The organism is Spirulina sp. CCNP1310 (assembly GCF_034932185.1).
Taxonomy (GTDB): domain Bacteria; phylum Cyanobacteriota; class Cyanobacteriia; order Cyanobacteriales; family Spirulinaceae; genus Spirulina.
Genome location: NZ_JAYGHW010000093.1, coordinates 1 through 12,236, shown reverse-complemented (window position 1 = coordinate 12,236; position 12,236 = coordinate 1). Strand labels below are relative to the sequence as shown.

Annotated in this window: 11 protein-coding genes and 1 tRNA gene; 7 read left to right on the top strand and 5 right to left on the bottom strand. The window is 54.1% G+C overall.

Annotated elements, in window-relative coordinates; genetic code table 11:
* Window positions 1–104: 104 nt before the first annotated feature.
* Window positions 105–1,067 (bottom strand): protochlorophyllide reductase, encoded by a 963-nt coding sequence (locus VB712_RS16990; RefSeq protein WP_323256878.1) that lies wholly within the window; start codon window positions 1,065–1,067, stop codon window positions 105–107.
* 209 nt (window positions 1,068–1,276) lie between these two features.
* On the opposite strand from VB712_RS16990, the gene VB712_RS16985 reads away from it, so the two are divergent.
* The 4 genes from VB712_RS16985 (at window position 1,277) to VB712_RS16970 (ending at window position 4,798) form a co-directional block, all read left to right on the top strand.
* On the top strand, window positions 1,277–2,188 hold the full coding sequence (locus VB712_RS16985) for a TIGR04168 family protein (protein WP_323256876.1): 912 nt from the start codon (window positions 1,277–1,279) through the stop codon (window positions 2,186–2,188).
* Between the two features lie 95 nt (window positions 2,189–2,283).
* A tRNA-Ser gene (locus VB712_RS16980) sits at window positions 2,284–2,368 on the top strand.
* A gap of 207 nt (window positions 2,369–2,575) precedes the next feature.
* A complete protein-coding gene (locus tag VB712_RS16975; protein ID WP_323256874.1) occupies window positions 2,576–3,727 on the top strand; it encodes a citrate synthase in 1,152 nt (383 codons plus the stop codon).
* Between the two features lie 168 nt (window positions 3,728–3,895).
* Window positions 3,896–4,798: a D-alanyl-D-alanine carboxypeptidase gene (locus tag VB712_RS16970; RefSeq protein WP_323256872.1), complete on the top strand. Its 903-nt coding sequence runs from the start codon at window positions 3,896–3,898 to the stop codon at window positions 4,796–4,798.
* Here VB712_RS16970 and VB712_RS16965 read toward each other — a convergent pair.
* The 3 genes from VB712_RS16965 to bchI form a co-directional block, all read right to left on the bottom strand.
* On the bottom strand, window positions 4,795–6,129 hold the full coding sequence (locus VB712_RS16965; protein WP_323256870.1) for an MlaD family protein: 1,335 nt from the start codon (window positions 6,127–6,129) through the stop codon (window positions 4,795–4,797). The two genes, VB712_RS16970 and VB712_RS16965, sit on opposite strands and share 4 nt — an antisense overlap.
* An 84-nt stretch (window positions 6,130–6,213) precedes the next feature.
* Complete coding sequence (locus VB712_RS16960) at window positions 6,214–6,999, bottom strand: ABC transporter ATP-binding protein (RefSeq protein ID WP_323256868.1); 786 nt, start codon at window positions 6,997–6,999, stop codon at window positions 6,214–6,216.
* 14 nt (window positions 7,000–7,013) lie between these two features.
* Window positions 7,014–8,099, bottom strand: coding sequence for a magnesium chelatase ATPase subunit I (gene bchI / locus VB712_RS16955; protein WP_323256866.1), 1,086 nt, complete (start codon window positions 8,097–8,099; stop codon window positions 7,014–7,016).
* 730 nt (window positions 8,100–8,829) lie between these two features.
* Here bchI and VB712_RS16950 point away from each other — a divergent pair.
* Both VB712_RS16950 and VB712_RS16945 read left to right on the top strand, forming a co-directional pair.
* Entirely contained in the window at window positions 8,830–9,405 is a 576-nt protein-coding gene (locus VB712_RS16950) for a DUF4388 domain-containing protein (RefSeq protein WP_323256864.1), read from the top strand.
* Entirely contained in the window at window positions 9,363–10,172 is an 810-nt protein-coding gene (locus VB712_RS16945) for a response regulator (RefSeq protein ID WP_323256861.1), read from the top strand. Before VB712_RS16950 ends, VB712_RS16945 begins: the two co-directional genes overlap by 43 nt.
* Before the next feature lie 71 nt (window positions 10,173–10,243).
* Here VB712_RS16945 and VB712_RS16940 read toward each other — a convergent pair whose 3' ends face one another.
* A complete protein-coding gene (locus tag VB712_RS16940; RefSeq protein WP_323256859.1) occupies window positions 10,244–11,251 on the bottom strand; it encodes a hypothetical protein in 1,008 nt (335 codons plus the stop codon).
* Between the two features lie 249 nt (window positions 11,252–11,500).
* Between VB712_RS16940 and VB712_RS16935 the strand changes: the two genes are divergently transcribed.
* Window positions 11,501–12,236, top strand: a 736-nt coding sequence (locus VB712_RS16935) for a hypothetical protein (RefSeq protein ID WP_323256857.1), incomplete at its 3' end; no start/stop codon positions are given.

The following is a 12,236-nucleotide window of genomic DNA, read 5'->3' as shown; positions in this document are numbered from 1 at the left end:
CCCACAACATCTAAATCTAAGCTGAGATCTACCCTTTTCTAACAAGATTGGCGTAGGGGCGAAGACTTTTCGCCCCTACCATTTTGGGGTTGATGTTTGGGGTTTTAGGCGAGGTTCACCAGTTTGAGACTGAGATCCCAAAGGAGTTGGGCTTTTTCGGTATCGCTGGCTTCGTCGGAAATTTCTTGGGAAAAGGAGCGCCGGCCAGGTTTTTGGCGGTTGCCCCAACTCCAGTAGATCCCGGATTCCTTAAGTTCGGGATCATAAACGGTGGCAGCAACCCTTTCCCCAGCTAATTCCTGGGTGACGTAGCCACCCGTGATGTTCTTCTGGAACCAGGGGAAGATGGTGCGAAAGAGCGCAAAGTGGTTGCGGAAGAGGGGGGTATCGGCGACACAGCCGGGGTAAAGGGAACTAAAGGTGATGCCGGTGGCTTCGTGGTAGCGGCGATGGAGTTCCCGCATGGTGAGGACGTTGCAGAGTTTGCTGTCTTTGTAGGCTTTGCCGGATTTGAATTTTTTGCCGTTGATCATGGCAATGGGGGATTTAAATCCGTCTTTAAAGCCTTGGAGATCGCCTAAATCGGGGGGGGCGGGGATGGGAATTTTGCCGCCTAGTTCTTTGGGGTTGGCGGTGACGGTTCCAAGGATCACGAGGCGTTTATCGGTGGCGTTGGATTGTTTGAAATCCGCCAGCATCAAGTTACAGAGCAGGAAATGGCCGAGGTGATTGGTGGCAACGCTCAATTCATAACCCTCAGCATTGCGCTCTGGCTCCTTGAGGAGGGGGAAATAAACGGCGGCATTGCACACCAGGGCGGTGAGGGGCCGATTGAGGCTGCGATATTTGCTGACAAAATCCCGGACACTTTGGAAGTTGGCGAGATCGATTTCTAGGAGGCTGTAGCGATCGCGCGGTATCCCCACGGATTGAGCAGCAGCTTCGGCTTTTTGGAGGTCACGGCAAGCCATGACGACGTGCCAATTGGGCTGTTGGGCCAAAGCTTTGGCAGCATAGAGGCCCACGCCGGAGGATGCGCCGGTGATGATGGCGGTTTTCTGTTCCATAGGATTCACGGGGTCAAGTCACAATCAATGTTTTTCATGATGGCACAATGGCGCGATCGCCCCCGGAATTGTTACGAAGGGTAAATTGTCTAGAATTCACGCCAGATCCGGCTGAGATCAAGACCCGCAGATCCCCAGGTTATGGTGGCAACTGAGGCAAAACTAGGGGAAAATGGCCCCATCTTGTCAGTGAAAACTTGCTCCTCACCATGCCCAGGGCCAGCCTTGAAATTGCCATTGTTGGCGATATCCATCACCAATGGTCAATGACCGATAACCAAGCCCTCGAAGCTTTGGGGGTCGATCTTGTCTTGTTTGTAGGGGATTTTGGCAATGAAGCCGTGGAGGTGGTGCGCTGCATTAGTCGCCTCCAACTCCCCTATGCAGCGGTGTTAGGAAATCATGATGCTTGGTACACCGCTTCGAGTTGGGGTCGGAAAAAATCCCCCTATGATCACCGCTTTGAAGACCGGGTACAGCAACAATTGGATTTGTTGGGGGGGGCCCATGTGGGCTATGGGGTGCGGAATTTTGCGGATCTAGGCTTATCGGTGGTGGGGGGGCGGCCCTGTAGTTGGGGGGGGCCGAAATGGATTAATGAGCAGTTTTATGCCCAGCGGTATGGGGTGCATAGTTTGGCAGAATCGGGCGATCGCCTCTGTGCCGCCGTCGATGCCGCCACCGAATCCCGGTTAATTTTCCTCGCCCACAATGGCCCCCACGGCTTAGGGGATCAGCCAGAATCCACCTGTGGCAAAGATTGGAACCCCCTTGGGGGCGATTTTGGTGATCCGGATCTCACCCTGGCCATTACCCATGGCCGCCGCCAAGGGAAAGCGATCCCCCTCGTCACCTTTGGCCATATGCACCACCGCCTCCGCCATCGCCGCGATCGCCTCCGGGACATCATCAATACCCAAGGGGAAACCCTCTACCTCAACGCCGCCCAAGTACCCCGGGTGATGGAAACCCCAGGGGAAACCCACCACAGTTTTTCCCTCGTTACGCTCATCGAGGGGAAATCCGCTCGCGCCCGCTTGGTGTGGGTGACTCCCCAAGGGGCGATCGCTCAGGAACAACCCCTCTACAACGCCATCCAAAACGCAAAACCCTTGCTCTAGGGACAGCCCTCACCCCCAGCCCCTCTCCCAGGTCGGGCGAGGGGAACAGGAGACTTCACGAATCCTTCAGGATTGCTATATGATATTAAAACCTTGGAGAGGTGGCAGAGTGGTCGAATGCGCTCGACTTGAAATCGAGTGAAGCGAAAGCTTCCGTGGGTTCAAATCCCACCCTCTCCGTTGCAATCCGCGTCAGCGTACCCATCGCCCCCTTCCCATCCTGGGTCTAATCCCAGGCCATTTCGGCATAAAATTCCGTATCCCATACCACAATTGCATTAAATTGCATTAAAACGCAATCAAAATTTATCTCCACTTCACCACGGGGCCGCGATTATAGGGTAAGTTAACTGGAGAATCCTTTGTGCTCGCCGATAAGGAAACATTATGACCGCTTGCGAATATATCCCCGGTTTAGAAAATGTGCCTGCTGCCCAGTCTGCCATTAGTTATGTTGATGGGCAGAAGGGTATTTTGGAATATCGCGGCATTGCCGTCGAAGAATTAGCCCAAAAAAGCACATTTCTCGAAACGGCGTATTTATTAATTTGGGGGCATCTGCCCACAGCGGAAGAACTCAACGCCTTTGAATCCGATATTCGCTATCACCGCCGCATTAAATACCGGATTCGGGACATGATGAAATGTTTTCCCGAGTCGGGCCATCCCATGGATGCCCTCCAAACCTCCGCCGCTGCCTTGGGGCTGTTTTATTCTCGGCGGGCGCTGAATGATCCCCAATATATTCGTCAAGCGGTGGTGCGGTTGCTCGCCAAAATCCCGACGATGGTGGCGGCATTCCAATTGATGCGCAAAGGGAATGATCCGATTCAACCCAATGATGAACTAGATTATTCCACCAACTTTTTGTATATGTTGACCGAGCGGGTTCCCGATACGATCGCCGCCCGTGTTTTTGATGTCTGTTTGCTCCTCCATGCGGAACATACGATCAACGCCTCCACCTTTTCCGCTATGGTGACGGCTTCGACGATGACCGACCCCTACGCGGTGGTGGCCTCAGCGGTGGGAACCTTGGCGGGGCCGCTCCATGGGGGAGCCAATGAGGAAGTGATGACAATGTTGGCGGAAATTGGCACGATTGAAAATGTTCGCCCCTATATTGAGGATTGCATTGCCAATAAAAAGCGGATCATGGGTTTTGGCCACCGGGTTTATAAGGTGAAAGACCCGCGAGCAACGATTTTGCAGCAGTTGGCCGAACGCCTCTTTGAGCAAATGGGCCATGACCATTTCTATGATATTGCCCTCGAAGTGGAAAAAGTGGTGGAGGAAAAACTCGGCCATCGGGGCATCTATGCCAATGTGGATTTCTATTCAGGGTTGGTATATGGCAAGCTCCGGATTCCCACGGATTTGTTTACGCCAATTTTTGCGATCGCCCGTGTGGCCGGTTGGCTTGCCCACTGGCGGGAACAGTTAGACGCGAACCGCATTTTCCGCCCCACCCAAATCTACAGCGGCAACCACAATCAGCCCTATATTTTGATTCAGGATCGGGTGAGGGGTGAGGAGTGATGAGTGAGGGGTAGGAAGTAGGAAGTGGGGGAGAGCATTAAACCTGACTCTTTCCTCTCTTCTCTACTTCTCTATCCTCTTTCCTTCCCCCTGCAACCATCCCATAGCATTAACGTCTCAACTGTGGTGTATGATCACAAAATTCTTCACACTCTTGAGATTTTTCCGATGTTCAATCGTTCACAAGCCAGTGGCTTTGCGTTAACTTGCCTGATGTTGACGGGAGGAATGGCTCCGATGGCGATCGCCAATCCTCAACCGGAAGCCTACGCCGTTGATGCGGTGCAGATCAGCCCAGAACCGCCCCTCCCTATTCCCTCCGCCCAAACTGCGGTGATGCCTGCGGCCTGCATGGCCCAAATGAGCAACAACATCAACAGTATTTTGCAGCAACCGGCCCACCGCAATGGCAAATGGGGCGTTTACGTTGAAAGCCTGGCCACGGGTGAAGTTTTGTACAGTCGTAATGCCGATGAGTTTTTTATTCCCGCCTCGAATATCAAACTCTTCACCACCGCCGCCGCCCTCCAACTTTTTGATCCCCGTTCTCCCATCCAATCCACCAACCTCAGTAGCTGGGTTTATACCACCAACCAGGTGAGCAATAATGCCTATGCTGATACCTTGTTTCGCGGTATTGGGGGGGCAGCCGCAATCCAAAATGCCTTGGAACCCTTGGGGGTAAATCGGGGGGCTTTCCGGCAGGTGGATGGTTCGGGGTTATCCCGCCAAAACCTCGCTACACCGAGGGCGATCGCCACCACCCTGCGGGGAATGCATGCAATGGGCTATGGCTATGATGTCTTTTTACGCTCCCTCCCCGTTGCGGGCCAAAGCGGTACGCTCACCAATCGCCTCCGCGCTACCCCCGCCTTTGGTATCGTTCACGCCAAAACCGGCACACTCAATGGGGTACGCGCCCTATCGGGTTATGTGGATCATGCCCAATTTGGGACATTAATTGTCAGCGTAGTGGTAAACCATCCCGGCCAAACAGGGCAGGTCTTGGTGAATGGTGTGGATAACATTATGGTGCAGGTGGCTCGCCAGTACAGTTGCAATCCGGTTTAGGGTTCGGTAAAGACCTGGACGGCGGCCCGTCGTCGGGCTTCGGGGGAGGGCGATCGCAAAATTGGCTCATCCCCCTGGGGAACCTCAACGGTAGCGTTGGCCGCCTCAATGGCCTCAGCATCAAGTTGTAACTGTTGGGCAATACCGATCTGTTGTTCTAACTCTTGGGTTGAAGAAACCAAACCACTCAAACCCCGAATCAACCGCTCAATATCCCGCCGAAAGCTAGGGTTTCCCGTCAGTTCATCGAGATCGGCGGTAATTTTTTGAGTGTTTTCAAAGGTGGCCCGGGCGGCGTTCATCGTCCGTTGCAGCGTCAAGATCGTGGTGGGATCGTTAAAGGCATCGGCGGCGGTTTTTAAAGCATTGGATGCTTCGGCGGCGTTGGCGGTGAGGAGTTCCAAATTATCCAATAGCTCGCGGGTATCTGCGGATTCTAATGTGGTGTTGAAGTTGCGAATTAAAACCGTTAATTCATTGCTGGTGGAGCTAATACTATTGAGGGTTGTACCAATATTGGCTTGATTTTCCGCAATCAGCCCATTGATATTACCCGCGAGGGCATTGAGTTCTTCGGCTGTGCCTTCGTAGGCGGCGACGGTGCTGTTGATCTGACGAGCGGAGGTGGCGGCGATGGTGGTAATGTCGCGGGCGGCGATGGAGAGATCTTGGGCCGTGGTGGAAAAACTGTTGGCTGTGGTGGAAACTACCCCTAATTCCCCCCGTACCGATTGGGAGAGCCGCGTTAACTCTGCGCCCAAAGCTGCGACTTGGGCGGCGGCAAGGCTGGCATTGCTGGTGAGGTCGGTAATATTGTCGAAAAATTCGGGGTCGGTGAGCCGTTCACTGAGGCGGATCGTGCTGCGGATGGCGGCGTTGAAGCTAATGCCTGTCACCCCTTGGAGGCGATCGCCATTACAGATCACCATTTCCCGGTTACAGCGGCGGCTCAAGGGGGAGGGCAGTTGATCCGGGTTGGGAACCTGGCTTAAGGGGGTGATATCAATGGTGGTTTCGCTAATCAGCCCCGATTGGTTCGCCTCCACCTGGGCATTTTTCGACATCAGCAAATCAGCGGGGGAAATTAACACCCTGGCTTCAATGCCGTTGGTTGTTGGGGTGAGTTCCTCAATCGTCCCCACCTTCACGCCCCGGTAGCGCACCGCGCCGCCGACGATCATACCGTTACTGTCGCTCAATTCGATGTAGATCGTGTAACTATCCCGGCTAAATCGGACACCGCGCAACCACAGGATCAATAGACCAAACAGGGCCACGCCCATTAGGATAAACAGGCCAATGGAGCCTTCTCGAAGGGTTCGCGATCGCATCGGGGCATCTCCTCACAACAGATCAATCCTAAGCCAATTTCAAGGGATGGCATCAGCCCTAGGGATTTTTTCAGGTTTTTGATCCTAAGCAATAATTGGGATCGGCCCTTCAATGCTAGCGCTGAAAAACTGCCGCACTAAAGGGTTCGGTGTGTGATCAATCTCCGTCACCGGCCCATCCCATTGCACCTGGCCGCCAAATAAAAAAATCACCCGGTCAGCGGTGCGTCGGATCGTACTGTCTTGGTGCGTGACCATCACATAGGTGTCACAGTTCCCGGTATCCCGCTGGAGATGGCGCACCAGGTCTTCAATCACCGTTGAGGCGATGGGGTCGAGGCCGGCGGTGGGTTCATCGTAGAGGATCACCTCTGGGTTATGGGCCGGGTTTTCCGGGTTGATCATAATGGCGCGGGCAAAACTGACCCGTTTTTTCATCCCCCCGGAAAGCTGGGCAGGGAAGCGATCGCCAATATCCCCCAACCCCACCAACGCCAACCGCTCCCGCACCAACTGCTCAATGGTGGCTGCCGGTAGCCGTGAATGTTGAAACAGGCTAAACCCAACATTTTCCGCCACCGTCAGGGAGTCAAACAGGGCCGCCTGCTGAAACACCATGCTGATCGTAATCGGGTCGGGGTGGTCTTCGATTAATCCTTTGCGCCGCTGGCCCTTAATGTAAATTTCGCCGCTATCGGGTTCGAGCAGTCCGGCAATAATGCGTAAAATCGTCGATTTCCCCGTGCCGGAGGGGCCAATGATCGCCAGAGCCTCGCCGGGGTAGATGTCTAAATCTACCCCATTGAGAATCACGCTGTTCCCAAACCGTTTGGTGACGTTGCGCAGTTGAATAATTGGCTCTGGAGCCATGGGCGATCGCCTCCTTAGCCGTTTGCCTCTGCCTCTACGCCGAACACACGGTTAAAGGCTTTCTCCACTTTATAACCGGAATCAATGGATTCCAGGGGGTCTTTGCGGAGACGATGGCGCAGGCAGAGGGTGACAACCCGGCGAATATCATCAAGGGTGACAGTGGTGCGACCTTCGAGGGCGGCGATCGCCTTTGCGGCCCGGTTCGTGACAATATCCCCCCGCAGCCCATCCACATCCAACTCAGAACAAACCTCAGAAATCCCCACCCGCAGATCATAATCCAGGTTCACCTGGGGCAAACGCTCCTGGGCTTGGACAATTTTTGCTTGCAGGGCCTCCTGCTCAGTGATGTGGTGTTGATAGAAACCGGCGGGATCTTGGTCAAAGGCGGAGCGTTGTTCGACAATTTCCACCCTGAGGGCCGGCTGTTTAACGGTGCGAATCTCGGCGTGCATCCCGAAGCGATCCAAGAGTTGGGGGCGCAATTCCCCTTCCTCCGGGTTCCCGGAACCCACCAACACAAACCGAGCCGGATGGCGGATCGAAATCCCCTCTCGCTCCACGGTATTCCAACCACTGGCGGCGGAATCCAGGAGCACATCCACTAAATGATCATCGAGCAAGTTCACCTCATCCACATAAAGGATGCCGCGATTGGCCTTAGCCAGCAGCCCCGGCTCAAAGGCCTTGACCCCTTCGGAGAGGGCTTTTTCAATGTCAATCGTGCCGCAGACGCGATCTTCCGTGGCCCCCAAGGGCAGATCCACCATGGGGACTTTCATCGTCGTTGTCGGGAGAGGTTCCCCCTGTTCGTAATGGTGGCGGGCTTCATCCCCCATTAATTCAGGGTTTTGGGGATCGCTATTAAAGGGATCATGCTCAACGACGGGAATTTCTGGCAATAAATCCGCTAGGGCGCGGATCGTGGTGGATTTCCCGGTGCCGCGATCGCCCATGATCATCACCCCGCCAATTTTGGGGTCAATGACATTTAACAGCAGGGCCAACTTCATTTCTTCCTGGCCGACAATCGCCGTGAAGGGAAAAACAAGGCGGCGGGTGGCTGGTTTGGGGGGGGCTTGGGGAGTAACGGTCATCGGGGTAGGGCGGTTTTCAACAAATTTTCAGCGTCTCCCATTGTGGCATATTGCGATCGCCCCGTCGCCCTCCCTGAGTGGCTCTAGGGGGAAAATTGTAAAGCTTTGGTAAAATCAACTGAATTCTTGCCTTAAAAAACCTTCAACTTTACCTATCCTTTAAACTTTCACTTTTAAAACCATCTCCCATCAGAAAATTTGCGGATCTTGTCCCATTTAATTTACAGCAATCAATCCTCAATTTTACGGATTGTTTAAGTCTGAATGGCCGGTATTTAGGGGAAGCGATGCCGTGAAAATTGGCCCAGTGGCTCCTCTCAAAATCAGCAACTTTTCGCTCATTTTTGACCCCAATCCAAGCCACCAAATGGCTCCCAGATCCTAGAAACCCATGGATCAAGATCCCGGTTAAACCTAAGCTCATCAGGGGGTAGACCCTCTCAATGCGCTAATTTCGCTGAACCTGTTCCTCCGGTTGATCCCCGATGGCAGCAAATCTCGATGGGCCAAGTCCGCCAAAAATCTAACCCCGATTCTGGATCTGCCTTCCCTAACTCTGGGGCCTTAAATGGCGGCCATTCCCATCAATGGGATTAACCCTTCTTAATCCCAAAAATATTACAATCTGTTTACATATCGTTACTTTCTTTTTGACAAGTTTACGAACTTTAGCGTTAGGATTATTAACATGGGGCTTCAAAGTATCATTGCATCTGACCGAGAATGATTCGTGAATACAACTCTCCGCACCACCTACTTGCATCGATCCGTTGCCATGGAGCAGCCTGGTTCTCTGCCATTATCCGCATCTGTGGACAATCACCAAACCACCCACAGCGCTGTGATTGTTGGGGCTAGCCTGCGATCGCAGCTGATCAACTTTGAGCAGCATCAGTTCACCGGCCGCCTCGATATCACCATTGCCCCCAAACAAACCTGGAGCATTTACCTCGCCCTCGGACGCTTGGCTTGGGCCACGGGTGGCCGCCATCCCCTGCGGCGGTGGCGACGACAACTGCTCTCGAACCAACTCAGCAACACAGCGGCGGAGGTAAAAATTCGCCAAGGTGATCACTTTGAATGCTGGGATTACCAAATCCTTACCCTCTTGGCCAAACGGCAACTGGCGGACAATGAAACCGTCATGGCCATGATTGAAGGGGTTGTCACAGAAGTTCTATTTGAAATTCTCCAAGCGATCCAACTCACCGCCCTAGGGGCCGCCATTGAGCAATCCCCCCCCCATCCCGAAGTCCCAACGGAGTGGCTGCGGATCACGCCCCGCTTAGGGGTGCGCCCCGCTTAGGGGTGCGCCCCTCCACCGCTGACACCGGCATTTTGCCCCGCAATTGGACCCTGGAAATTGACGGAGCGCTCACCCAAACCCAAAACCTCTGGAGCCAATGGGCCCAAGCGGGCCTAGCCCTCTGTTCCCCCAACTTGGCCCCAATCGTTAAAAACCACAACCAACTGCAAGCCACCCTCCCCCCCAAGAGCTACCAACAGTTAGCGGAGTTAATTAACGGCAAGCGGACGCTCCGGGATTTGGCGGTGTTGCTCAAAAAAGATTTACTGGCGTTGACGCGATCGCTCCTGCCCTACGTTCGGCAGCAGGCCATGGGCTTAAGTGAAGTCCCCGATCTCGGCGCTCCTCCCACCGCCCCAGCCCCCCCAGTATGCCCAGTCTCCCCTGCCGGCGACACCAAGGGCGTAGTGATCTGCATTGATGACAGCCCCCAAATTGGCCGCACCTTGGAGGAAATTCTCGGGGAAGCGGGCTATCGGGTGATTTGGGTGCAAGAAGCCGTCCAAGCCCTGCCCACCCTCCTCCAACACAAACCGGATTTTGTCTTTTTAGACCTGATGATGCCCATTGCCAATGGCTATGAAATTTGTAGCCAAATTCGCCGCGTTGCCCAGTTTAAAAATCTGCCGGTGGTGATCCTCACCAGCAATGATGGGTTAGTGGATCGGGTGCGGGCGAAAATGGTGGGGGCCACAGATTTTATGGGTAAGCCAATCCAGGCCCCGAAACTGCTGGCAGCACTGCAAAAACATTGGGTAAAGGCATAGTCGAGTAGGGGCGAAAAATTTTTCGCCCCTACGCCCATCCATGCTGGAACGACTGAAGGATTAAGCCATCATTAAGCGCGGGGCAGACTGCGGCTCACCTTAGCGGGACAGAGGATCTGCTCCCCATCCCGATAGCCGACAAACCGCACATAGACCAATTCCCCCTCACGGATATCGGGGCTATCGGCTTGGTGTAGTTGGGGGTCAAAGAACACCTGTCCCCAGGCTTCGCCAATGGGTTGATAGTCCCACTGCTCTAGGAGGGATTTGAGGGGGCCAAATAAGGCGACGACATTGCGGGCGGGGAGATTGGGCTTCACTTCTGCCATTACTGTGGCGGTGGGGAAATTCATTAAGAGGGTTTGAAGTAGGGCGAAGGTTTCCTGTTGGAATTCGAGGGTGAGTTGATCCCGCTGCTGTTGCACCTCGGCCCGGAGGCGGCGGCATTGCTGCTGAAGCTGGATCACTTGGTTGTTGGCATCTTCAACGGTGGTTTGCCAATGCTGCTCCCGGCGCTCTAACTCCGTTTCAAGGAGTTCGACCCGTTCTTGGCTGGTGGCCAAATCCTGACGGACGATCGCCAAACTGGTTTGGGCCGTGCTTAAATCCATCTCCAGCGTGACTTTTTCGTTGTAGAGTTGTTGGCCCTGTTCATGGAGTTTGGCCACCTCTTGGAAGGCTTGACCGAGGGAGGGGAATGTGATCCCATAGGTTTGGAAGAGTTCCTCTAAACTCCAATTGAGGAGGGTGGCCACCCGCTTCAGTTCGCCAAAACTGAGCTTGTCTAAATGGCCTTGACGCAGTTGCTTAAGATGGAGGGGCGTGAGACCGCCTTTGCGTTGAAACTGGTTCCAGGTGAAGATCTTGGCTTGTTTGAGGCGATCGCTCAAAATTTCATCAAAGCGATAGGTACAGTCCAAGGCCAGCGGCGGTAAGGGGGATGAATCCGGTGGAGCGGCAGACGATGTTGCTGCTGAGGATGGGGTGTTTTTATTTCCCCCCAATAAACTCAGGAAAAACGCTGTCCCTCCCAACCAGAGAACTAAGCCAAACCAAAAGAGATTGGATTCTTCAACCATTAACATGAGTGCTATGGGGATTGCCGCAATGGCCCACGTGGAGAAATTCCCCCCAATCTTACCCCATGCCGGAGGAACTCCGTTGCGGGATTACCCTGGGGGAATCGGGGCAGAATTTTACCTGAATTACCCTCGGGTTTTCCCACGCCCCTCCACTGATCTCGCTAAGATTGGGTACGTTGTTGATGAACGTTTCTTGAGGCGTTCCGGTTATTGTTACTGTTTACTGGAAAATTCCTGACAATTCCTATGTTGTTTCTTCGTCGTTGTACCTTTACCCTTACTAGTGGTTTGATTGCTTGGGGGTTCCTGACCCTCGGAGCACCGGCCTTTGCCCAGTCTGAGGCGGATACCCTAGCCCAAGCCCCAGGAAGTTTTGACCCCAATTCCACTCTGTCTGTTTTGGAATATAAAGTGCTCCAAGAGTTAAACCGAGCACGAACCAATCCCCGCCGTTATGCCCTTTGGCTTGAAGGGTTGCGGGGATACTACAGTGCTACTGAGATGAGCTTGCCCGGTGAAAATCCGGTGATGACTCAAGAGGGTTTAGCGGCGTTAGATGAGGCGATCGCCGTTCTCCGTACCCTGCGGCCCGCCCTCCCCTTAGAAGTTTCCCCCAATCTGTCCCAATCCGCCCAAGGTTTGGTCAACCAAGCCGCCAACGGGGTGGTATTAGCCCAGGAGCAAGGGATTTTTGCCCAAAGTGCCAGCGGTTTTCGCAGCCCCTTAATGCTGGTGGCGAAATTGATCATTGACGATGGCAACCGCGATCGCTCCCGTCGTCAAGCCCTCTTTGATGTGGGCTATCGCAGTGCAGGCATTGCCTGCCGTAGCGGTGGGGAAGAGGTGCTACAAAACTGCATTGTCAGCTATGCCGGGCCTTTGAGCGATCGCATTCCCACCACCCTCACCCTTGCGCCCCTACCCACCACCCCCCCGGAAACCCCACCAGAAATTACCAGCCAACCCACCCCCCCGGAAACCC